The organism is Microbacterium testaceum, from assembly GCF_006539145.1.
In the GTDB taxonomy this organism is placed as follows: domain Bacteria; phylum Actinomycetota; class Actinomycetes; order Actinomycetales; family Microbacteriaceae; genus Microbacterium; species Microbacterium testaceum.
The window spans coordinates 193674-214829 of the sequence record NZ_BJML01000006.1; the positions used below are offsets into that span (position 1 = coordinate 193674).

23 protein-coding genes and 1 tRNA gene are annotated in these 21156 nt (G+C 69.0%); 12 read left to right on the forward strand and 12 right to left on the reverse strand.

Going from position 1 to position 21156, the window contains the following annotated elements; all coding sequences use genetic code 11:
* Positions 1-127: 127 nt before the first annotated feature.
* Positions 128-1156, forward strand: a complete 1029-nt coding sequence (gene fbaA / locus MTE01_RS10655; RefSeq protein WP_141377397.1) for a class II fructose-bisphosphate aldolase — start codon at positions 128-130, stop codon at positions 1154-1156.
* 187 nt (positions 1157-1343) lie between these two features.
* On the opposite strand, the gene MTE01_RS10660 is transcribed toward fbaA, so the two are convergent.
* Genes MTE01_RS10660 through MTE01_RS10680 form a run of 5 tightly spaced genes read right to left on the reverse strand, consistent with a single transcriptional unit; the run spans position 1344 to position 4830 of the window.
* Positions 1344-1889: an MOSC domain-containing protein gene (locus MTE01_RS10660; RefSeq protein WP_141377399.1), complete on the reverse strand. Its 546-nt coding sequence runs from the start codon at positions 1887-1889 to the stop codon at positions 1344-1346.
* Positions 1890-1933: 44 nt separating this feature from the next.
* Complete coding sequence (locus tag MTE01_RS10665) at positions 1934-2632, reverse strand: anti-sigma factor family protein (protein ID WP_103210947.1); 699 nt, start codon at positions 2630-2632, stop codon at positions 1934-1936.
* A complete protein-coding gene (locus MTE01_RS10670) occupies positions 2629-3132 on the reverse strand; it encodes a sigma-70 family RNA polymerase sigma factor (protein WP_103210948.1) in 504 nt (167 codons plus the stop codon). The genes MTE01_RS10665 and MTE01_RS10670 overlap by 4 nt, the downstream gene beginning before the upstream one ends.
* 55 nt (positions 3133-3187) lie before the next feature.
* Positions 3188-3772, reverse strand: a complete 585-nt coding sequence (locus MTE01_RS10675) for a DUF6264 family protein (RefSeq protein WP_103210949.1) — start codon at positions 3770-3772, stop codon at positions 3188-3190.
* Complete coding sequence (locus MTE01_RS10680; protein WP_174799684.1) at positions 3769-4830, reverse strand: 4-hydroxy-3-methylbut-2-enyl diphosphate reductase; 1062 nt, start codon at positions 4828-4830, stop codon at positions 3769-3771. Before MTE01_RS10680 ends, MTE01_RS10675 begins: the two co-directional genes overlap by 4 nt.
* Positions 4831-4895: 65 nt before the next feature.
* Between MTE01_RS10680 and xseA the strand changes: the two genes are divergently transcribed.
* Genes xseA through MTE01_RS10715 form a run of 7 tightly spaced genes read left to right on the forward strand, consistent with a single transcriptional unit; the run spans position 4896 to position 11388 of the window.
* Complete coding sequence (gene xseA / locus MTE01_RS10685) at positions 4896-6290, forward strand: exodeoxyribonuclease VII large subunit (RefSeq protein ID WP_141377401.1); 1395 nt, start codon at positions 4896-4898, stop codon at positions 6288-6290.
* A 10-nt stretch (positions 6291-6300) separates the two neighbouring features.
* Positions 6301-6528, forward strand: coding sequence for an exodeoxyribonuclease VII small subunit (locus MTE01_RS10690; RefSeq protein ID WP_174799685.1), 228 nt, complete (start codon positions 6301-6303; stop codon positions 6526-6528).
* Complete coding sequence (locus MTE01_RS10695) at positions 6528-7160, forward strand: DUF4245 family protein (protein WP_103210952.1); 633 nt, start codon at positions 6528-6530, stop codon at positions 7158-7160. Before MTE01_RS10690 ends, MTE01_RS10695 begins: the two co-directional genes overlap by 1 nt.
* Positions 7157-7843: a carbonic anhydrase gene (locus MTE01_RS10700; protein ID WP_371861613.1), complete on the forward strand. Its 687-nt coding sequence runs from the start codon at positions 7157-7159 to the stop codon at positions 7841-7843. The genes MTE01_RS10695 and MTE01_RS10700 overlap by 4 nt, the downstream gene beginning before the upstream one ends.
* A gap of 32 nt (positions 7844-7875) precedes the next feature.
* A complete protein-coding gene (locus tag MTE01_RS10705; protein ID WP_103210953.1) occupies positions 7876-9270 on the forward strand; it encodes a class II fumarate hydratase in 1395 nt (464 codons plus the stop codon).
* Between the two features lie 49 nt (positions 9271-9319).
* Entirely contained in the window at positions 9320-10735 is a 1416-nt protein-coding gene (locus MTE01_RS10710) for a sensor histidine kinase (RefSeq protein ID WP_141377403.1), read from the forward strand.
* Positions 10732-11388: a response regulator transcription factor gene (locus MTE01_RS10715; protein ID WP_103210955.1), complete on the forward strand. Its 657-nt coding sequence runs from the start codon at positions 10732-10734 to the stop codon at positions 11386-11388. The genes MTE01_RS10710 and MTE01_RS10715 overlap by 4 nt, the downstream gene beginning before the upstream one ends.
* 309 nt (positions 11389-11697) lie before the next feature.
* Here MTE01_RS10715 and phoH2 read toward each other — a convergent pair whose 3' ends face one another.
* Together phoH2 and MTE01_RS10725 are read right to left on the reverse strand one after the other, a co-directional pair.
* The gene (phoH2, locus tag MTE01_RS10720) at positions 11698-13059 is read right to left on the reverse strand and encodes an RNA 5'-3' helicase PhoH2 (protein ID WP_103210956.1); all 1362 of its coding nucleotides are present in this window, start codon (positions 13057-13059) and stop codon (positions 11698-11700) included.
* Between the two features lie 205 nt (positions 13060-13264).
* Complete coding sequence (locus tag MTE01_RS10725) at positions 13265-14038, reverse strand: isoprenyl transferase (protein WP_103210957.1); 774 nt, start codon at positions 14036-14038, stop codon at positions 13265-13267.
* 166 nt (positions 14039-14204) lie between these two features.
* Here MTE01_RS10725 and trhA point away from each other — a divergent pair, with 166 nt between their 5' ends.
* A complete protein-coding gene (gene trhA / locus MTE01_RS10730) occupies positions 14205-14897 on the forward strand; it encodes a PAQR family membrane homeostasis protein TrhA (protein WP_103210986.1) in 693 nt (230 codons plus the stop codon).
* A 90-nt stretch (positions 14898-14987) separates the two neighbouring features.
* Here the strand turns inward: trhA and MTE01_RS10735 are convergent, their stop codons facing one another.
* Positions 14988-15263, reverse strand: a complete 276-nt coding sequence (locus MTE01_RS10735; protein ID WP_103210958.1) for a hypothetical protein — start codon at positions 15261-15263, stop codon at positions 14988-14990.
* A 63-nt stretch (positions 15264-15326) separates the two neighbouring features.
* Between MTE01_RS10735 and MTE01_RS10740 the strand changes: the two genes are divergently transcribed.
* On the forward strand, positions 15327-15722 hold the full coding sequence (locus MTE01_RS10740) for a DUF4307 domain-containing protein (protein WP_103210959.1): 396 nt from the start codon (positions 15327-15329) through the stop codon (positions 15720-15722).
* A gap of 103 nt (positions 15723-15825) precedes the next feature.
* Complete coding sequence (gene greA / locus MTE01_RS10745; protein ID WP_103210960.1) at positions 15826-16317, forward strand: transcription elongation factor GreA; 492 nt, start codon at positions 15826-15828, stop codon at positions 16315-16317.
* Between the two features lie 142 nt (positions 16318-16459).
* Here the strand turns inward: greA and ilvA are convergent, their stop codons facing one another.
* Positions 16460-17689 (reverse strand): threonine ammonia-lyase, encoded by a 1230-nt coding sequence (gene ilvA / locus MTE01_RS10750; protein ID WP_141377405.1) that lies wholly within the window; start codon positions 17687-17689, stop codon positions 16460-16462.
* Positions 17686-18876, reverse strand: coding sequence for an AI-2E family transporter (locus MTE01_RS10755; RefSeq protein WP_116240052.1), 1191 nt, complete (start codon positions 18874-18876; stop codon positions 17686-17688). Before MTE01_RS10755 ends, ilvA begins: the two co-directional genes overlap by 4 nt.
* A gap of 70 nt (positions 18877-18946) precedes the next feature.
* Here MTE01_RS10755 and MTE01_RS10760 point away from each other — a divergent pair, with 70 nt between their 5' ends.
* A complete protein-coding gene (locus tag MTE01_RS10760) occupies positions 18947-20188 on the forward strand; it encodes a winged helix-turn-helix domain-containing protein (RefSeq protein WP_141377408.1) in 1242 nt (413 codons plus the stop codon).
* A 39-nt stretch (positions 20189-20227) separates the two neighbouring features.
* On the opposite strand, the gene MTE01_RS10765 is transcribed toward MTE01_RS10760, so the two are convergent.
* A complete protein-coding gene (locus tag MTE01_RS10765) occupies positions 20228-20797 on the reverse strand; it encodes a LemA family protein (protein ID WP_103210964.1) in 570 nt (189 codons plus the stop codon).
* Positions 20798-20907: 110 nt separating this feature from the next.
* Positions 20908-20980: transfer RNA gene (locus MTE01_RS10770), tRNA-Leu, on the reverse strand.
* Positions 20981-21156 lie beyond the last annotated feature (176 nt).

The following is a 21156-nucleotide window of genomic DNA, read 5'->3' on the forward strand; positions in this document are numbered from 1 at the left end:
GTGCAACGAAGGAATCGCCATTCTTAACGGTTCGACAGAACTGCCCCGTTCCTGCCGCGCCCGCCGCATCACGATCCGGTGGCTTCGCTAGAGTGACGGTGTCCCGACAACACCAAGGAGCACCTCCATGCCCGTCGCTTCCCCTGAGCAGTACGCCGACATGCTGGACCGCGCGAAGGCCGGCGGCTTCGCGTATCCCGCGATCAACGTCTCGAGCTCGCAGACCATCAACTCGGTGCTCCAGGGCCTGACCGAGGCCGGCTCCGACGGCATCCTCCAGGTCACGACCGGTGGTGCCGACTACTTCGCCGGCCACACCGTCAAGGCCCGCGCCACCGGCGCTCTCGCCTTCGCCAAGTACGTGACCGAGGTCGCCAAGAACTACCCCATCACGGTCGCCCTCCACACCGACCACTGCCCCAAGGACGCCCTGCCCGGTTTCGTCCTCCCGCTGCTCGAGGCCTCCGAAGAAGAGGTCAAGGCCGGTCGCAACCCCATCTTCCAGTCGCACATGTGGGACGGTTCGGCCGTTCCCCTCGACGAGAACATCGACATCGCGGCCGAGCTCCTCCCCCGCATGAAGAACATCAACGCGATCCTCGAGATCGAGGTCGGCGTGGTCGGCGGCGAAGAAGACGGTGTGCAGCACGAGGGCTCGAACGAGGCCCTGTACACGACCGTCGCCGACGTGACCAAGGCCGTCGAGCGCCTCGGCCTCGGCGAGAACGGCCGGTACATCTCGGCCCTCACCTTCGGCAACGTGCACGGCGTGTACAAGCCCGGTGGCGTCAAGCTCCGCCCCGAGCTGCTCGGCGAGATCCAGGAGGGCATCGCCGCGAAGTTCGGCACCGGCCCCAAGCCCCTCGACCTCGTGTTCCACGGCGGCAGCGGCTCGACCGACGACGAGATCGCCCTCGCCGTCGCCAACGGTGTCGTGAAGATGAACATCGACACCGACACCCAGTACGCCTTCACGCGCTCGATCGCGGGCTACATGTACTCCAACTACGAGGGCGTGCTCAAGCTCGACGGCGAGGTCGGTAACAAGAAGCAGTACGATCCCCGCGCCTGGGGCAAGGTCGCCGAGTCGGCCATGGCCGTGCGCGTGGTCGAGGCCACCAAGCAGCTCGGCTCGTACGGCCAGTCCCAGAACTGACCCAGCGCGTTTGCACGAACGCCCCGGCTCTCCCGCCGGGGCGTTCGTCGTTTCCGGATGCCGCGCCCCGGGCCGGGCGCTTGACGTCAGCGAGACGACATCTCGCTGACGATTCGGCGTCGGACTGCATCCGAGATGTCAGCGAGATGCTGTCTCGCGTGCCCTCCGCCCGTCCGGCAACAGCGACTCAGCTGCGGTACGCCTCGAGCACCGTGGGGGCACCCTCGGGCGACGACAGCACCTCGATGGCATCCCCCGCCCGGATCTCGCCGGCACGGCGAACGCGCAGGTAGGCGCCGAGTCGCCCCTCGTCGGAGAACCGCTTCACCCAGCCGCGCGCCGCCGAACCGCCGACCCATCGCGCGAACGTCGCGCACGGGGTGCGGGGCATCGTGACCTCGACCTCGACGGTGTCGCCGATGCGCCAGATCTCTCCGATGCGCGCGCCGTTGACGTCGAGCCCCTCCACGCGCAGGTTCTCACCGAACCAGCCCGGGTGCAGCTCGCGATCCAGCTCGCCCTCCCAGAACGCGGCGTCCTCGGTGGCGTAGGCGTACACCGCCTTGTCGGGCCCACCGTGGTGCTTGCGACTCGCCTGCACGTCGGAGCGGATGCCGAGCTTGCCGACGCGCACGCTTCCCTCGACGGCACGCTTGTCGATCGCCGTCACCCCGACGGATCCGGAATCCGGGTGCAGGCTGTGGACGGCGCAGACGGCGACGAGTCGAGGCATGGACCGATGCTAAAGCGTACGAAGCCGACGCATGCGCGCAGGACTCAGCCGAACTCCCGCCGCATCACGACGGTGTCGCCGTCGAGAGAGCGGATCTCGACCGCCCCGATGTTCGAGGCAGAGAGATCCGTGCCGGCGCTCAGCTCGGTGGTCGACCCCGGATCGGCACGCCACGTCGAGAGCACGCTCGTCGTGCCCGCGTCGTCGGTGATGGCCAGGGCATACGGCCAGCCACCGGGAGGAGCATCGAGCACCTGCCCGGTGTACTGGCAGACGAGGTCGATGCGGGTTCCCCACGGGGCAGACGTGAGCTTCACCGAGGCTTCCAGCGGCGCTCCGGCGACGTCGTCGAGGGCGTACACCGTCCCCGTCGACTGCTGCACCGCGCTGTTCACGGCGAACACGCTCGGTACCGCGACGGCGACCAGGGCGATGGATGCGGCGAGCGTCCACACCGTGAGGCGGCGCTTGCGCCGACGTCGGGCGACCTCGACGACGCGTCCGCGCAGGGCCGGGTCGGGCGAGGCGAGCGGGATGGGGCCGGTCGTCGGGCTCAGGGCTCGAGCCCGCTCGGGGGACAGCCGCGACAGCAGTCCCGCGGCGGGAGCGAGCTCGGCGACGGACGCGCGGCAGGCGGCGCACACCGCGAGGTGGGCTTCGAACTCGGCGCGGTCGGATGCGCACAGCGCCCCGAGCACGTAGGCGCCGTCCGACATCGACAGACGTTCGTGATCGTCGTTCATCGGGTCACCCCCCTTTCCTGCAGCGCGAGCCGCAATGCCCGCACCGCGTAATGCAGTCGCGATTTGACGGTTCCGGCCGGGATGCCGAGCTCCTCGGCGGCCTGAGCGACGCTGCGCCCACCGTAGTAAGCGCTGACGATGACGGCGCGGTGGTCAGGAGTCAGGGTGGCGAGCGCCTCTTCCACGAGGAGGGCGTCGAACATCGCGTCGGTGTCGTCGTCGCGGACGACCTCGGGCAGTTCGTCGACCGGATGCTCGTGCCGACGCCGCGCGCTGCGCGCTTCGTCGATGACGAGGTTGCGGGCCACGGTGTACATCCACGAGCGCAGCGTCGCGGGATCGTCGCTCATGACCCGCGGGGTCCGCCAGGCGCGCAGCAGCGTCTCCTGCACCACGTCGTCGGCCCCCGCATGGTCGCCGGTCAGGCTCACGACGTACCGCCAGACGGGAGTCGCGTGCGCGTCGTACAGCGCGGTCAGTTGCGCGTGATCGTCTCGCACCGCGGCATCCCCTCTCCCTCTTCTTCTAGGAACACGGGATGCCGCGCGGAACGGTTCAGTTCGAGACGCTGCCCATGACGGCCGATAAGAACTGCGGATCACTCGCCATGCCGACCAGAGAAAGGACGGCGGCGATGACCGTGCTGACCAGCGCCCCGACGATGGGGATCCAGAACGAGATACGCCCGCGCTTCATGGACCGCCAGGTGAACATCGCCGTGAGCAGCCATCCGATGCCGGTGACGGCCGCGGCCGCGGCGCCCCAGAGATATCCGGCCGTGAGGTTCGTGAACGTCGCATCGACCCGGAAGACCCGGGCGAAGTTGTTCGCGTACTCGGGGAAGTTGAGCAGCTGGATGATGCTGGTGACGACCGAGAACAGACCGTAGATGAGCAGGCCGAACGTCACGATCCGGTCGATCTGCCCGCCGCGGGTGGTGGGGACGGGCATCGGCGCAGGCTTCGCCGCGGAGCTCGATAAGGCGACCGGCTCCGGCTGAGGGGCGACCCCGGCCTCGAGGGCCTCGGTCACCTCGGGACGCCGGATGCGCGCGCGCTGCTCTTCGGGCGTGGCGTACTCGCCGTACTGCGGGCGGGGACGGGCCTCGTCGGAGGGGGTGCGCGGATCGGTGTCGCTCACGCCCGACCCCGGCCGCCCAGCGCGCGCTCGTCGCGTTTGCCGGTGGCATCCTGCCGCAGCTCTTTGGGCAACGAGAAGATCAGGTCTTCTTCGGCCGTGCGCACCTCTTCGATATCGCGGTAGCCGGCGCCGGCGAGCTCGTCGAGCACCTCTGTCACGAGGACCTCGGGAACCGACGCACCGCTGGTGACGCCGACCGTCTCGACCCCCTCGAGCCACTCCTGCTTGACCTCGTCGACGTAATCGACGCGGTACGCGGCCTTGGCCCCGTGCTCGAGGGCCACCTCGACCAGGCGGACGCTGTTGGAACTGTTCGCCGAACCGACGACGATCACGAGGTCGGCGCCGACGGCGACCTTCTTGATCGCGACCTGGCGGTTCTGGGTGGCGTAGCAGATGTCGTCCGACGGCGGATCCTGCAGCTGCGGGAAGCGCTCGCGCAGACGCCGCACGGTCTCCATCGTCTCGTCGACAGACAGCGTGGTCTGCGAGAGCCACACGACCTTCGAGGGGTCGCGCACCTCGATCGTGTCGGCGTGGTCGGGAGAGTTCACGACGGTGACGTGCTCGGGAGCCTCACCGGCGGTGCCCTCGACCTCCTCGTGTCCCTCGTGGCCGATCAGCAGGATCTCGAAGTCGTCACGGGCGAAGCGCACGGCCTCGCGGTGCACCTTCGTCACGAGGGGGCACGTGGCGTCGATGGCCTGAAGACCCCGGTCGGATGCCGCGGACACGACGGCGGGCGACACGCCGTGCGCGCTGAAGACGACGTGGGCGCCCGAGGGAACCTCGTCGACCTCTTCGACGAAGATCGCGCCCTTCTTCTCGAGCTCCGTCACGACGTGGATGTTGTGCACGATCTGCTTGCGCACGTACACCGGGGCACCGTAGCGCTCCAGGGCCTTCTCGACGGCGATGACCGCGCGGTCCACGCCGGCGCAATAGCCGCGGGGCGCGGCCAGCAGGACCTTCTTCTGGCCCTTCACGGGGATATCCTGGAGCCGCCCGCGTCGACCCGGGATACGGGGAACGGGCAGGTGGACGGCAGGTGAGCTCACCCCTCGATTCTACCGGGACGCCCCTGAACACCGGCCGAACCGGCCACCTCGACCCTCCGGAGACCATGACCTCGTTCCAGCCCGAGACCATCGCGGGCCAGGCCCCGCCCGCCGACAGCGTGCACCCCCGTGACTCGAGCACCGACGCCCCCACCTCGGTCTCGCGCCTGAACGACACCATCCGCGGCTTCATCGAACGCTGGGGGTCTGTCTGGGTCGAGGGCGAGATCACCTCGTTCAACCGCCGCGGCGGCAACGTCTTCGGTCGCCTCAAAGACCTCGGCACGGAATCGACGGTGGCCTTCCGCATCTGGTCGAGCACCCTCAACCGTCTGCCGAAAGACCTCAAGGTCGGCGACCATGTCGTCGCGTGTGTGAAGGCCGACTACTTCCCGCGCACCGGTGACTTCTCGTTCGCGATCTCGGCAATGCGGCACGTGGGTCTCGGCGAACAGCTCGAGCGTCTGGAGCGGCTCCGCGTCCAGCTGCGCTCCGAGGGCCTGTTCGATCCGGTCCGCAAGAAGAAGCTGCCCTTCCTCCCCCACTGCATCGGTCTCATCACGGGCGAGAACTCGGACGCCGAGAAAGACGTCCATCGCAATGCCGAGCTGCGCTGGCCCCGCGTGCGCTTCCGCACCCAGCACGCCGCCGTCCAGGGCGACCGGTGCGTTCCCGAGACCCTCGCGGCCCTGAAGATCCTGGATGCCGACCCCGAGGTCGACGTGATCGTGATCGCCCGCGGCGGCGGAGATCCGCAGACGCTGCTCGGCTTCAGCGACGAGCGATTGCTGCGCGCCGTGGCCGCGGCATCCACTCCGATCGTCAGCGCCATCGGACACGAGAACGACCGGCCGCTCCTCGACGAGGTGGCCGACGTGCGCGCCTCCACACCCACCGACGCCGCCAAGCGGGTGGTACCCGACGTCAGCGAGCAGCGGGCACTCGTGTCGCAGCTGCGTGCCCGGCTCACGGGGCGTCTCACCCAACGCGTGCTGCACGACATCGCGCAGCTCGAGCAGATCCGTTCGCGACCGGCGCTGCGCACTCCCCATTCCATGCTCACTTCCCGCGCGCAGGAGCTATGGATGCTCTCGAACCGCGGACGCGACATCGTCGACCGCCGCATCGAGGCTGAGCGGCGACGCGCGAGCGAACTCGGCGCGGGGTTGCGCGCGCTCTCGCCGCTCGCGACGCTCGCCCGCGGCTACGCGATCGCGCAGCTCCCCGACGGCTCGGTGCTGCGCGACGCCGCTCACGCCCCGGCCGGGACCGCGCTTCGGCTCACCGTGGAGGAGGGCACGCTGGCCGCTCGCTCGGAGGGCGGCGTTCCCGACACGGTTCCACACGGGGCGTCGACCAGCGGCCGCGACACCGCGGACGACGCCGAGTCCTCGGCATCCGCCGATCGACCGCTCGACGACGAGGCACCCGGCGACGGGGTGTCGGTGGGGCGCGCCTAGAATGGATGCCATGACCGCGACGACCCCCGGCCCCGCCGTCGACGTCGCGACCCTGTCGTTCGAGCAGGCCCGCGACGAACTCGTGCGCGTGGTCGCCGAGCTCGAGCAGGGCGCTCCGACCCTCGAAGAGTCGCTGGCGCTCTGGGAGCGCGGCGAGAAGCTCTACGCCCGCTGCGAGGAGTGGCTGCTCGGCGCGAAGCGCCGCCTCGACGCCGCCCGCGGCGAGGGTGACGACTGATGGCTCGCGTCGTCGCCCATCTCGGTCGCCCCGAAACCCCGCAGGAAGCGGCCGATCGCAAGGCCGAGTCCTCGCGTCGGTACCGGTCCAGCAAGACGTTCCGCAACCTCATCGCGGCACTCATCGTGACGGTCGGCGTCGTGCTCGTCGTCGTCGCGGCCGTGCCCCGCGGCGAGCCGGCTCCCCGCCCCGACATCGACGTCGCCGCCCTCGCGGCCGAGATGCAGAGCGACCTGGGTCGACCGGTGCTCTCCCCCTCCCTCGGCGAGGGATGGCGCGTCAACCAGGCCAGCACCGAGGGCGTCGGCGGCACCGAGGCGTGGACCATGGTCTACGTCCGCTCGGGCGAGAGCGGATTCCTCCGCGTCGCGCAGGGCTTCGAGGCAGACGAGACGTGGGTCGGACAGGTGCTCGACGGCACCCGCAGCACCGAGACCATCGAGATCGACGGCATCACGTGGAACGTGTACCGCCCGTCGAACCCGTCCGGCACCGGGAACATCGACTACGCCCTCGCCACCCCGGCCGGGCCCGACTACGTGCTCGTCTACGGCGATGCCGCCCCCGAGACCGCGGCGCTGGCCGCCGCGTCCGTCACATCGCAGATCGAGCAGTTGAGAGAGGTCCCGTGAGCGAGCGCATGACCCCCCGGCAGGTCTGGCGGCAGATGGTGGAGGGCAACGAACGTTTCGTCTCGGGCGCCCCCGCTCACCCGCGTCAAGACGTCGAGCGCCGAACCGAGCTCGCGAGCTCGCAGCACCCCACGGCGGCGCTGTTCGGCTGCTCCGACTCTCGCCTCGCGGCCGAGATCATCTTCGACGAGGGCCTCGGCGACCTGTTCGTCGTGCGCAACGCCGGTCAGGTCATCTCCGACTCGGTCATCGGCAGCCTCGAGTACGCCGTGGGCGTGCTGGAAGTCCCCCTGATCGTGGTGCTCGCGCACGACGCGTGCGGCGCCGTCGGCGCGGCCATCGAGAGCACGGGCGTCGACGCCCCGACCCTCCCCGCCTACATCTGGCGGCAGATCGCGCCCATCGTCCCGGCTGTGCGACGCGTGCAGCGCGCCTCCGCCGTCGACGGTCACCTCCCCGACGCCGTCGACCCCGAGCTTGTGGGTCGCGAGCACCTCCGCCACACGGTGGGCGAGCTGTTGCGCGCCTCCGAACTGATCAGCGAGGCCGTGGCCGAGGGGCGCACCGCCGTGGTCGGAGCGAATTACCGCCTCGATGAGGGCGAAGCCTTCCCCGTCGTCATCGTGGGCGATGTCGACGACCCCCGCGTCGACGACCCGCGCGTCGAAGACGCCCGCATCTGACAACCCAACGAACGACCCGGAGGAACAACGACGTGACCGACATCGAGTACCGCATCGAACACGACACCATGGGTGAGGTGCGGGTACCCAAGGACGCCCTCTACGCCGCGCAGACGCAGCGTGCGGTCGAGAACTTCCCCATCTCGGGCTCGGGCCTCGAGTCGACGCAGATCGCCGCTCTTGCCCGCATCAAGAAGGCCGCCGCGCTCGCCAACAAAGAGCTCGGCACCCTCGATGGACGCATCGCGGATGCCATCGCCCGAGCCGCCGACGAGGTCGTCACCGGCGCGCACGACGCGCACTTCCCCGTCGACACGTACCAGACCGGCAGCGGCACCTCGTCGAACATGAACATGAACGAGGTGCTGGCGACCCTCGCCACCCGCATCCTCGGCGACACGGTGCACCCCAACGACCACGTCAACGCCTCGCAGTCGTCGAACGATGTCTTCCCCACCTCGGTGCACATCGCCGTCACACAGGCGCTCATCACCGACCTCATCCCGGCGCTTGAGCACCTCGCGACGGCGCTCGAGACCAAGGCCGAGGCGTGGAAGGGCATCGTCAAGTCGGGCCGCACCCACCTCATGGACGCCACCCCCGTCACCCTCGGCCAGGAGTTCGGCGGTTACGCCCGCCAGATGCGCCTCGGCATCGAGCGCGTCGAGGCCGTGCTCCCCCGCGTCGGCGAGGTCCCCCTCGGCGGCACGGCGGTCGGTACCGGCATCAACACGCCCCTCGGCTTCCCCCAGAAGGTCATCGAGCTGCTCGCGGCAGAGACCCAGCTGCCCATCACCGAGGCCGAGGACCACTTCGAGGCCCAGGCGAACCGCGACGGTCTCGTCGAGGCATCCGGCGCCCTCCGCACGATCGCGGTCTCGCTGACGAAGATCAACAACGACATCCGCTGGATGGGCTCCGGCCCCAACACCGGTCTGGGCGAACTGCACATCCCCGACCTGCAGCCGGGTTCTTCGATCATGCCCGGCAAGGTCAACCCGGTCGTCCCCGAGGCCACCCTGATGGTGTGCGCGCGCGTCATCGGCAACGACGCGACCGTCGCGTGGGCGGGCGCGTCGGGCTCGTTCGAGCTCAACGTCGCCATTCCGGTCATGGGCACGGCACTGCTCGAGTCGATCCGTCTGCTCTCGAACGCCATGCGCGTCCTCGCCGACAAGACCATCGACGGCCTCGAGGCCAACGTCGCGCGCGCCGAGGCGTTCGCCGGCATGTCGCCCTCGATCGTCACCCCGCTCAACAAGGTCATCGGATACGAGGCCGCGGCGAAGATCGCGAAGCACTCGGTCGCCAAGGGCATCACGGTGCGCGAGGCGGTCATCGACCTCGGCTACGTCGAGCGCGGCGAGATCACCGAAGAGGTGCTCGACGCCAAGCTCGACCTGCTGTCGATGACCCACCCGGGCTGATCGGGCCCACTGGCACATCCGCGACGCCGAGGCGCGCCATAATCAGAGGATGAGCCGCACGACGAGACCTGTCTCGACGCGCGTGCGCTTCCTCGGCGCGATCCTCGGCGTCGTGCTGCTCGGCATGATCATCGCCGGCGGCGTCACGTTCCTCGTGCAGAGCGAACGCGTCGTGGCCAACGCCGAACGGCAACTCGACGGGTTCGTCTCGACCCTGTCGACGAGCAGCAAGGATGCCGCCACACTCGTCGCGGCGACCGTTCCCGGTCGTACCGACGGCACCGTAGCCCTCGACGGCGCGCGCGTGCTCGCGAGCACCCCGTCTCCACCCGGACTGTCGATCGCCGACGATGCCGGGCTCGTGGCATCCCTGGCCGACCAGATCAGCCTCGGCAACGATCGTGGGCGCCTCGACAGCGTCCATGGGCCCGTGCTCTACGCGGCCGTCGAGACCCGCGACGGGGCCGCCGTGCAGGTCATCTCGGTGGACCAGCGCATGGAGCTGGTGACCCTCTCGACCCTGACCTATGGAATCTCGGCGCTCGTGGTGCTGCTGCTCGTCGCCGTAGCCGGCTGGTTCGTCACGGGGCGCCTGTTCTCGCCGCTCCGGCGCCTGCGCGATACCGCCGACGCCATCACCATCGACGACCTCGGCACGCGCCTGCGCGCGCACGGCAACGACGAGATCTCCGATCTGACGACCTCGGTCAACTCGATGCTGGATCGACTGGCGATGTCGGTCGACGCGCAACGGCAACTGCTCGACGACGTCAGGCACGAGCTCAAGACCCCTATCACGATCGTCCGTGGGCACCTCGAGATGATGGATCCCGCCGATCCCCACGATGTGACCGAGACACGCGACCTCGGCATTGCCGAACTCGATCGCCTCGCGCGGCTGGTCGACGACATCGACACCCTGGCCGACGTCGAGAGCGGCGCGCTCGAGGCGGCGGTCATCGACGTGGGCTCCCTCACCGACCGCGTGGCGGAGCTCGCGGGGGCGATCCCGGGGCACACCTGGACCGTCGAGCAGCGGGCGCGCGGCCGCATCCACGGCGACGCCGATCGCCTCGTCCAGGCGTGGCTCCAGCTCGCGGACAACGCCGCGAAGTACACCCCCGAGGGCACCTCGATCGAGATCGGCAGCACGGCGGACGAGACCACCGCCCACCTCTGGGTCCGCGACCACGGCCCGGGCATCCCCCCGGCCGCTCGTCACCGCGTGTTCCGTCGCTTCGACCGCCTGTCGACGGGGCGGGGGATCGACGGATCCGGGCTCGGACTGTCGATCGTGGATGCCATCGCCAAGGCGCACGACGGACACTGCAGCGTCAGCGACACCCCCGGTGGTGGGGCGACCGTGGCCCTGCACATCCCCGTGACCGGGGCGCAGTCCCCCGCCGAGCTCCCGACGCCCGTGCGCGCCGGTGACGTCGTCATGCAGAGAGAGGCCACCGGATGACACGCATCCTCATCGCCGAAGACGAGGAACGCATCTCCGCGTTCGTCGCGAAGGGGCTGGAGTCCGCGGGCTACCAGACTCTGATCATCGCCGACGGAGCAGAGGCCCTCGACACCGCGCTCTCGGGTGACGTCGATCTCGTCCTGCTCGATGTCGGTCTGCCATCGATGGACGGCTTCGAGGTGCTGCGGAGCCTGCGCGGCCAAGGCTCGCAGATCCCCGTGATCATGTTGACCGCACGCACGAGCACGCGCGACACCGTCGACGGTCTCGACGCCGGTGCCAACGACTACGTCGCCAAGCCGTTCAAGTTCGACGAGCTCCTCGCCCGGGTGCGCTCGCGCATGCGGGAACCGGTGACGGTCGGTCCGATGACCGTGGCACACGGCGACGTGTCCCTCGATGTACTCGCCCGTCGGGCCACCGTCGGCAGTCGCGAGATCGATCTCAGCGCACGGGAGTTCTCCCTGGCCGAGGAGTTCATCCGCCACGCGGGCCAGGTGCTCAGTCGCGAGCAGTTGCTGAGCCGCGTCTGGGGAATGGACTTCGACCCGTCGTCGAACGTGGTCGACGTGTACGTGCGCTATCTGCGGGCCAAGATCGGCCAATCGCATATCGTCACCGTGCGCGGCGCGGGCTATCGCTGGGAATGACGTTCACAACCCGAAAACCCCCGGCGGGGGAACCGGGGGTTTGGGGAGACGCTCACGGTGGTCTTCCGACTCACCCGAAGAGCGGTGACCTGCACGTGACGTTCTCTTGTTTTTCCTGGGGGAACCGCCGAGGCGGGTGACGAGGTCTCCCTCGTCGATGGCTCTACTCTGGCGGGTCATTGTGAGAGCCGGGAGAGCGTGAAATGAGAACCCTCTCATCTGAGCCCAAAGCTTCACTCCCGGTGCCGCACAGACGGCGACGAAGAGGGGCCGGGACGCCACGGCATCCCGACCCCTCTCAGAGAGCCGCTACGACAGTTCGCCGGCCTCCAGCAACTCCGTCACCAGGGCGGCGATAGCCGAACGCTCGGACCGCGTCAGGGTCACGTGACCGAAGAGTCCGTGGCCTTTCAGCGTCTCGATCACCGAGGCGACCCCGTCGTGCCGACCGACGCGCAGGTTGTCGCGCTGGCCCACGTCGTGCGTGAGCACCACGCGGGAGTTCTGGCCGATGCGGCTGAGGACGGTGAGCAGCACGTTCCGCTCCAGCGATTGCGCCTCGTCGACGATCACGAACGCGTCGTGCAGGGAACGGCCGCGGATGTGCGTGAGAGGCAGTACCTCGAGCAGGCCTCGCGCGAGCACCTCCTCGAGCACGTTGCCCGACACGACCGAGCCGAGGGTGTCGAACACGGCCTGGCCCCAGGGGCCCATCTTCTCGGCCTGATCGCCGGGGAGGTAGCCCAGCTCCTGCCCGCCCACCGCGAACAGCGGTCGGAAGACGATGATCTTCTTCTGCTGCTGTCGCTCCAGCACGGCCTCGAGAGCGGCGCACAGCGCCAGCGCCGACTTGCCCGTACCGGCACGACCGCCCAGCGAGACGATGCCCACCTCGGGGTCGAGGAGCAGGTCGAGGGCGATACGCTGCTCGGCCGACCGCCCGTGCAGGCCGAACGCATCGCGATCTCCGCGCACCAGGCGGTACTCCCCCTTGCCGGTGACACGGCCGAGCGCCGAGCCGCGCTCGGAGTGGATGACGAGCCCGGTGTTGATCGGCAGCCCCTTGACCACCTCGCTGACCCCGACCTCGGTCTCGTACAGGTCGGAGATCTCGTCGCCCGACAGGTCGATCGAGGCGATACCGGTCCACCCGGAGTCCATCGCCTGCTCGGCGAGGTACTCCTCGGTATTCAGACCGAGGGATGCCGCCTTCACCCGCATCGGAAGGTCCTTCGACACCACGGTGACCTCGGCGCCGTCCTGCGCGAGGTTCATGGCGACGGCCAGGATGCGGCTGTCGTTGCCGCCCGTGCGCATGCCGGAGGGGAGCACCTGCTGGTCGGTGTTGTTCAGTTCGACGCGGAGGGTGCCGTCGGTGCCGACCGGGACGGGGAAGTCGAGGCGTCCGTGCTCGATACGGAGTTCGTCGAGGTGGCGCAGGGCCTGGCGGGCGAAGTACCCGATCTCGGGGTCATGACGTTTGCCTTCCAGCTCGGTGATGACCACGACGGGGATCACGACGGAGTTCTCGGCGAAGCGGAAGAACGCTCGCGGATCGCTCAGCAGGACGGAGGTGTCCAAGACATATGTGCGCAGAGCCTGGTCGGCTCCCGTTTCGGCCTCGGTGCTCTCGACGACGTGACGCTGGTCGTACGGTGCTCGTGCAGTCACAACCCACTCCCGACCCGGGTGAATCACCCGGTTGTCACGAGTCGACCTGTGGGTCACGAGTCGCGATCCGAAGGTCGACTCGACCGGACTCCGTGTCCGATGAGATCACCGTACGACCCCTCGACACCACCCGGGGTCGTTAACACGCCGCGAAAATGACGAGTTCGTAAACAGCGTGTTCACGCCGATACGTCGTCGAGATCGTTCACTGTCCGAAGCGACGATCGCGCGCTGCGAAGTCGCGGATCGCGCGGAGGAAGTCCACCTCGCGCAGGTCGGGGCCGAGCGCCTCGACGAAGTAGAACTCCGAATGCGCCGACTGCCAGAGCAGGAAGTCGCTGAGGCGCTGCTCACCGGAGGTGCGGATCACGAGGTCGGGATCAGCCTGTCCCCCCGTGTACAGGTGCTCCCCGATCTGTTCGGGCGTGAGGCTCGCGGCGAGCTCCTCGAGAGACCCGCCCGACTGGTCGTGCTTCGCGATGATCGAGCGCACGGCATCCACGATCTCGCTGCGCCCGCCGTAGCCGACCGCGAGATTCACGTGCAGACCATCGTGTCCGCGGGTGCGCTCGGTGGCCTCGTGGAGCACCTCGGCGAGCTCGGTGGGCAAGCCGTCGGCGCGGCCGACGTGCTTCACGCGCCAGTTGGGCTCATGCGAGAGCTCGGCAGCGAGTTCGGCGATGATCTCGAGCAGGTCCTGCAGCTCCCGACTGTCGCGCTTGACCAGATTGTCGTTCGACAGCAGGTACAGCGACACGACCTCGATGCCGAGGTCGTCGCACCAACGGAGGAACTCGTGCATCTTCGCGGCGCCGGCTCGATGGCCGTGGGCGGCACTGTCGAAGCCGAGCTGGCGCGCCCACCGACGGTTGCCGTCGATCATCATCGCGACGTGGTGCGGCACGGTGGCCGGCATGCGACGACGCAGACGCGAGATGTAGAGACGGTAAAGCGGTCCACGCCCCTCGTTCTTCCGCATACGCGCCACTCGCCTACGCTACCGCGTCGCAGGCGGCGGCGACCGGTGAAAGCGACCGGTGCTTCCTGGGGGAAGGGTGAGCGGATCGCCCATGTTCCTCCGCGCGCATGAGCTGAGACGTAGTGTCGAGAGCGTGACGCCCTCGATCCCCGCAGACGGCCCCGACATGCCCCAGCTCCCCCTTCTGGAAGCGGGCGCGGTAGGCGCGCAGGCTGAGCTCAAGCCCACCTGGCGCGGCTGGATCCACGCCGGAACCTTCCCCGTCGCGATCGCTGCCGGCATCGTGTTGATCGCCCTGGCGCAGGGTGCCCCCGGCAAGTGGGCCGGGGCCGTGTTCATGGCCACCTCGATGCTGCTGTTCGGCAACTCGGCCCTGTATCACCGCTTCCATTGGAAGCCGAAGACGCTCGCGGTGCTCAAGCGCATCGACCACGCCAACATCCTGCTGCTGATCGCGGGAACGTACACACCTCTCGCCGTACTGGCCCTTCCGACGCCGAAGACCGTGCTGCTGTTGTCGATCGTGTGGGGCGGAGCGATCCTCGGCATCCTGTTCCGCGTCTTCTGGATCAACGCGCCGCGGTGGCTCTACGTGGCGCTCTACCTGGCGCTCGGGTGGGCCGCCGTGATGTACCTCGGCGACCTGCTCGCGGCGAACGTCGCCATGATGGTGCTGGTCGTGGTCGGCGGTCTGCTCTACACGGGCGGTGCGATCGTCTACGCGCTGAAGAAGCCCAACCCCTGGCCGGGACACTTCGGCTTCCACGAGATCTTCCACGTGTGCACCGTGCTGGCGTTCCTCTGCCACTGGACGGCGTGCCTGCTCATCGCCCTCGCCCCGGCGTACCACGGCGGCTGAATCCCCGGGCCGCCGGGGCTGAGCGCGTCACGCCCCGCGCGTCCCCTTCTCGAGCCTCGGATTCCGGATGCCAGAGCCCCGGGCTGAGATTCAGCTGCGAGGAGCGGCCGGGTCGATGTCCTGGTCGTCGGTCGTGCTGGCGTCTCGGGCCGCGCGCGCCTGCTCCTCGGCATCCAGTTCGGCGTTGACCTCTTCGCGGTATCGACCGCGGCGAATCCGGCGCAGCATGTCCCACACGAGGAGGAACACCGCGACGCCGATGAAGGCGATGGCGGCGAAGCCGAGCGGCCCGGGTGTGACGATCGACTCGTCGGGGGTGGTGGCCGGGGAGGGCGTGGTCGCAAGAGCGACGATCACGGGATGCATGGAGTCCTTCGGTCCGGGCGGAAGCGCGTAGCCTGGTACTCCAGCCTAAAGCCCGGGGAGACCATGACGACGCAAGCCCTGCTCGACGAACGTTACGGGCGCACGCGTTCGCCCCGGCGGCGCCTCGTCGGCTGGACGATCGTCGCTGTGCTCGCGCTCAGCGCCATCGGGTATCTCGGCTACACGACGTTCGCCAGCAGCGCGGCCTCGGTGACGGCGACCGACACCGGTTTCACCGTCATCGACGACAAATCCGTCTCGAGCAGCTTTCAGATCACCGCCCCCGTGGGTAAGCCGGTCGCCTGCGCCCTCGAGGCCCGCGACGAGGACCACGGGACGGTGGGCTGGAAGGTCGTGCAGTATCCCGCGTCGGACGACGCCTCGCGCGCCTTCACCGAGACGATTCCGACGCTGTCGCTGGCGACCACAGGTTTTGTCAACGCCTGTTGGGTGCCGTAAACTCGCGGAATCACGACGCGCCCCGGCTCGATGCCGGGGCGTTCGACATATCCCCGCCGACGGCTGCAGACACCGCCGTCAGCGCCTCGACGAAGGAGTACCCGTGTCCAACGACGCTCAGGTGACGTTCCTCACGCAAGACGCCTACGACCGCCTCCACAGCGAGCTGGAGCACCTCTCGACCACGGGTCGCGAAGAGATCGCGAAGCGCATCGAGGCCGCGCGCGAAGAGGGCGACCTCAAAGAGAACGGCGGCTACCACGCTGCGAAAGACGAGCAGGGCAAGCAAGAGGCGCGCATCCGCACCCTGCAGGCGCTGCTGAAGGACGCGAAGGTCGGAGAGGCCCCCGAGAGCCACGGCGTAGTCGAGTCGGGCACCGTCGTCACCGCGATCGTCGCCGGCGGCGAAGAGAAGTTCCTGCTCGGCAACCGCGAGATCGCGGCCAACTCCGAGCTCGACGTCTACAGCGAGGCCTCGCCTCTCGGAACGGCCGTCATGGGCCTCAAAGAGGGCGACAAGGGCTCGTACACCGCACCCAACGGGAAAGAGATCCAGGTCGAGGTCGTCAAGGTCGAGACCTACTCGGGTCAGTAACCCGCCTTCGTTCGCGAGCCGCTCCCCCACTGCCGGGGTGGGCGGCTCGCGGTGTTTCCGGACCGCCGAGGCCAGGGCGGTCCGGGGCGTGTGACCACGCTGAACGCGCCTCGACCAGCCTCCCGGTCGAGGCCCTGACGCGTCAGTTCGGAACGACCGTCGCGATGAACCCGGCGTGCTCGAGCGTCGAGATCACGAGCGCCCGGTGCTCCTCGCCGCGCGTCTCGACGCTCAGCTGGAGGATCACCTCGCTGATCTGGAGCCCCTGCCCGTGGCGGGTGTGCAGCACCTCGATGACGTTCGCACCGACGCCTGCGAGCAGCTCCGACACCCGGGCGAGCTGGCCCGGGCGATCGGGCAGCGGAATCCGCAGAGACATATAGCGACCGGATGCCGAGAGTCCGTGAGCCACGACCCGCTGCAGCAGGAGGGGGTCGATGTTGCCGCCCGAGAGGATCGTCACGGTGGGGCCGCTGGCCTTCACCTTGCCGGCGAGGATCGCTGCGACGCCCACGGCTCCGGCGGGCTCGACGACCTGCTTGGCGCGCTCGAGGAGCACGAGCAGCGCGCGGGCGATGTCGTCCTCGGTGACGGTCACGACCTCGTCGACGTACTGACGGATGAGTTCGAACGGCAGGTCACCGGGGCGGGCGACCGCGATGCCGTCGGCGATCGTCGGGGTGGTCTCGACCTGCATCGGGTACCCCGCGGCGAGCGACGAGGGGTAGGCGGCGGAGTTGTGCGCCTGCACGCCGATGATACGCACCGCTCGCCCCTCGGCTGCGGCACGTGCCTTCACGGCGGCGGCGACTCCCGCGGCGAGCCCTCCCCCGCCGATACCGACGATGACCGTCTCGAGATCGGGCATGTCCTCGACGAGCTCGAGGCCCAGGGTCCCCTGCCCCACGACGATGTCGCGGTGGTCGAAGGGGTGGATGAGCACGGCACCCGTGCGCTCGGCGAACTCGGCGGCCAGGCGCAGCGGCGTCTCGACGGTCGCCCCCTCGAGGATCACCTCGGCGCCGTATCCGCGCGTGGCGAGGAGCTTGGGGACCGGAACACCCAGGGGCATGAAGATCGTGGCTGCGATACCGAGCTGCTGCGCGGCCAGCGCCACCCCCTGCGCGTGATTGCCGGCGGATGCCGCGACGACGCCTCGCGCCCGCTCCTCCTCGGTGAGGCGGGACAGGCGGTAGGTCGCGCCGCGGATCTTGAACGATCCGGTGCGCTGCAGGTTCTCGAGCTTGAGGTTCACCGGCACACCGAGCAGCTCGGTGAGGTGGAGCGACTCGTCGAGGGGCGTTCTCGTGATGATGCCGCGCAGGTTCTGCGCGGCATCCTCGAACTCGGCCAGGGTGGGAGTGTCGTTCATGATCTCCTTCCGCGTTCGCGCGGGACGGTCCGCCAGATCAGATCCGGGGATGCCAGGGTCTCACCGTCGCGCTTCCACGCTTTCGTGCTGAGGTAGACGGCGACGACGTTGACGAATGCGGCGAGGGGCACCGCGAACAGGGCGCCGGCGATGCCGCCGATCATCGCGCCTCCTGCGACGACGAGCACCACCGCGAGAGGGTGCACCTTGACGGCCGAGCCCATCAGGATCGGGTGGAGCACATGGCTCTCGAACTGCTGTACCCCGAGGACGACGATGAGCATGAACAGGGCGATGAGCGGGCCGTTGTAGACGAGGGCGATGAAGACCGCGAGCGCCCCGGTCGCGACCGCGCCGACGAACGGGATGAACGCGCCGAGGAAGACGAGCACACCGATCGGGATCGACAGGGGCACGCCGAGCAGGAAGGCGCCGAGACCGATGCCGATCGCGTCGATCGTCGCGACGAGCAGTTGGGTGCGGGCGTAGCTCTTGATGGTGCGCCAGCCGGCGCGACCTGCACCGTCGACCGCTGGTCGGGCGGCGCGCGGGAAGAGGCGCGTCGTCCACCGCCAGATGCCGCCCCCGTCGGCGAGCAGGCACAGCAGGATGAAGAGCGTCAACAGCACGCCGGTCGCGACGTGCCCGATGGTGGAGCCGATCGTGAGGGCCCCGGTCCAGATGACCTCGCCCTGCTGCTGCAGGAAGGTCCCCGCCCGCGTGAGCCCGTCGTCGATCTGCTGAGCGCTCAGATGCAGGGGGCCGCTGATCAAGTACTCGCGGAATTGCTGGACGGATGCCTCGGTCTGCTTGCGCACCGACCCGAACTGCCGCGAGATCTGCCACACGGCGACCCACACCAGACCCGCGATGATCGCGAGGGTGCCCAGCACCGTGACGATGATGGCGAGCCACTTCGGCCAGCGGTGCCGCAGCAGGAAAGAGAACCCGGGCCACACCAGTGCCGAGATCAGCACGGCGACCAGCAGCGGGATCACCAGGAGCTTCAGCTGGATGACGACGAAGATCACCACCGCGAGCGCCGCGGCGATCACCAGCAACCGCCACGCGTATGCCGTCGCCTGCCGCAGACCCGGCGGGACGGGCGGCTGCAGGTCGCTCGACACGGTGCGACGTTTCAGGGCGTCGAGGAAGGATCCACGCTCGTCGGGATCGGTTCCGCTCATCCCGTCAGCCTACCGCCGCGCCGGTCGCGCTCCGGCGGCCATGTCGGAGGGGGTCGCTACGGTGAATCGCATGACCACGACGCTCCGTCGCGCCGACGCCCGCCGAATCGCTCTCGCTGCTCAGGGCTTCGCCCGACCGCGCCCCGCGACGGTGGGAACGCGTCAGATCACGGGCGTGCTGCATCGCATGCGCATCCTGCAGATCGACTCCGTCAACGTCTTCTCCCGCTCTCATTACATGCCCCTGTTCGCACGGTTGGGGCCCTACGATCCCGCCCTGCTCGACAAACTCGCCTTTTCACGCCGGCCGACGTGGGTCGAGTCCTGGGCGCACGTGGCATCCCTCGTCTCGGTCGATGACTGGCCCCTGCTGCAGTTTCGTCGCGACGAGCTGCGCGCCAAGTACAGTCGCGACGCGTGGGCCGAGGCGAATCAGCCACTTCTGCGGTGGTTGCGCGACGAGCTCGCCGACCGCGGTCCGCTGCGTCCCGCCGAGATCGAGCACGACGCCCGCAGCGGCTCTCGCGGCTCCTGGTGGGGGTGGGACGACGTCAAGAACGGCCTGGAGCGCCTCTGGTTGTTCGGCGATGTCGCCATCGCCGGCCGACGCGGCTTCGAGCGGCGTTACGCCCTCGCCTCCGATGTCCTTCCACCGGCGGCGCTCGAGACCTCCGTTGCCCGCGCCGAGGCGATCAGAGAGCTCGTACGTCGCGCCGCCATCGCGTACGGCGTCGCCACGGCGGCCGACCTCGCCGACTACTGGCGCATCCGCGATCGACCGGCGGTGATGACCGGCATCCACGATCTGGTCGACGCCGGCGAACTCATCCCCGTGTCCGTCGAGGGCTGGCAGGTCGCCGGTCGACCGGCCAAGACATGGCTGCACCGCGACGCCGCCCGGCCGCGCAAGGTCGATGCGGCAGCCATCCTCACCCCGTTCGACCCCGTGGTGTGGTTCCGCGACCGCGCCGAGCGGCTGTTCGACTTCGACTACCGCATCGAGATCTACACGCCCGCGCCGCAGCGGCGCTACGGGTATTACTCGCTGCCCGTCCTCGTCGGAGACGACGTGGTCGGACGCATCGACCTCAAGGCCGACCGCGCGTCGCGCGCTCTGCGCGTGCAGTCCGCGTGGTGGGAGGCCGGGGCGTCTCCGGATGCCGCCGAGCGCGTCGCCGCCGAACTGCTCGCGGCCGCACGTTGGCAGGGCCTCGACCGCGTCACGGTCTCGCGGTGGGGTGACGCGGCCGAAGACCTGGCAGGGGCCCTGCGCGCCGAGCGACACGAGCACCCCGACGGTCGCACCAACTGAAACGCGCCCCCTCGGCCGAAGCGGAGGGGGCGCGTTCACTCAGAACTGCACGCGTGGCGGTTCGGCGATCGCGGCGCCGTCGATGACCTCGAAGAACTCCCGCTCGTGGAAGCCGAGCTGGCGGGCGAAGAGGTTGTTCGGGAACACCTTGATCTTCGTGTTCAACTCGCGCACGCCGCCGTTGTAGAACCGTCTCGACGCCTGGATCTTGTCTTCGGTGTCGACGATCGCATGCTGGAGCTGCAGGAAGTTCTGGCTCGCCTGGAGCTGCGGGTATGCCTCGGCCACCGCGAACAGCGATTTCAACGCTTGCTGCATGTGGCCCTCGGCGACGCCGGCCTCAGCGGGACTCTGCGCCGAGAGTGTCTCAGCCCGCGCGCGCGTGACGTTCTCGAACACGGCTTTCTCGTGCGCCGCGTAGCCCTTCACCGTTTCGATGAGGTTGGGCAGCAGGTCGGCACGTCGCTTGAGCTGAACGGTGATGTCACTCCACGCTTCGTCGACGCGCACATTGAGCGCGACGAGGCTGTTGTAGGTGGCCCACAGGTAGATGCCAGCGATGACCAGGATGCCGACGATCACGATGACCGGTACGAGCCACTCCCACATAAGTCCCCACACTCCGTTCGGAAGATTGCCCTCCAGTGTAACTGCGGGGTGCGCCGCGTTACGGGTGGTGCGAAGGACTCCCAGGCGATCTGCACGCAACGGGCATCTCGTACCCCCGGTGGGACTCGAACCCACACTGAAGCGATTTTAAGTCGCCTGCCTCTGCCATTGGGCTACGGGGGCCCGTGCCTCCACCGTATCGCGGGCGTCGCCCGCCGCCCGCTGACCGTGCGGCAAGAAGAGCGACGACACGCCGATTCCCGATGCCGACATCCGGCCTCCCGGTCCCCGACTCGGCACGACGACACGTGACGCCCCCGGAAACGCCGAAACCCCCGCACCCGGAAGGGCGCGAGGGT

Excerpts from the sequence above, each read along its gene's own strand:
- fbaA (WP_141377397.1), top strand. The coding sequence starts at position 128 with ATGCCCGTCGCTTCCCCTGAGCAGTACGCCGACATGCTGGACCGCGCG.
- MTE01_RS10660 (WP_141377399.1), bottom strand. The coding sequence starts at position 1,889 with ATGCCTCGACTCGTCGCCGTCTGCGCCGTCCACAGCCTGCACCCGGAT.
- MTE01_RS10665 (WP_103210947.1), bottom strand. The coding sequence starts at position 2,632 with ATGAACGACGATCACGAACGTCTGTCGATGTCGGACGGCGCCTACGTG.
- xseA (WP_141377401.1), top strand. The coding sequence starts at position 4,896 with ATGACCTCGTTCCAGCCCGAGACCATCGCGGGCCAGGCCCCGCCCGCC.
- MTE01_RS10690 (WP_174799685.1), top strand. The coding sequence starts at position 6,301 with ATGACCGCGACGACCCCCGGCCCCGCCGTCGACGTCGCGACCCTGTCG.
- MTE01_RS10695 (WP_103210952.1), top strand. The coding sequence starts at position 6,528 with ATGGCTCGCGTCGTCGCCCATCTCGGTCGCCCCGAAACCCCGCAGGAA.
- MTE01_RS10710 (WP_141377403.1), top strand. The coding sequence starts at position 9,320 with ATGAGCCGCACGACGAGACCTGTCTCGACGCGCGTGCGCTTCCTCGGC.
- MTE01_RS10715 (WP_103210955.1), top strand. The coding sequence starts at position 10,732 with ATGACACGCATCCTCATCGCCGAAGACGAGGAACGCATCTCCGCGTTC.
- MTE01_RS10725 (WP_103210957.1), bottom strand. The coding sequence starts at position 14,038 with ATGCGGAAGAACGAGGGGCGTGGACCGCTTTACCGTCTCTACATCTCG.
- trhA (WP_103210986.1), top strand. The coding sequence starts at position 14,205 with ATGCCCCAGCTCCCCCTTCTGGAAGCGGGCGCGGTAGGCGCGCAGGCT.
- MTE01_RS10735 (WP_103210958.1), bottom strand. The coding sequence starts at position 15,263 with ATGCATCCCGTGATCGTCGCTCTTGCGACCACGCCCTCCCCGGCCACC.
- MTE01_RS10740 (WP_103210959.1), top strand. The coding sequence starts at position 15,327 with ATGACGACGCAAGCCCTGCTCGACGAACGTTACGGGCGCACGCGTTCG.
- ilvA (WP_141377405.1), bottom strand. The coding sequence starts at position 17,689 with ATGAACGACACTCCCACCCTGGCCGAGTTCGAGGATGCCGCGCAGAAC.
- MTE01_RS10755 (WP_116240052.1), bottom strand. The coding sequence starts at position 18,876 with ATGAGCGGAACCGATCCCGACGAGCGTGGATCCTTCCTCGACGCCCTG.
- MTE01_RS10760 (WP_141377408.1), top strand. The coding sequence starts at position 18,947 with ATGACCACGACGCTCCGTCGCGCCGACGCCCGCCGAATCGCTCTCGCT.
- MTE01_RS10765 (WP_103210964.1), bottom strand. The coding sequence starts at position 20,797 with ATGTGGGAGTGGCTCGTACCGGTCATCGTGATCGTCGGCATCCTGGTC.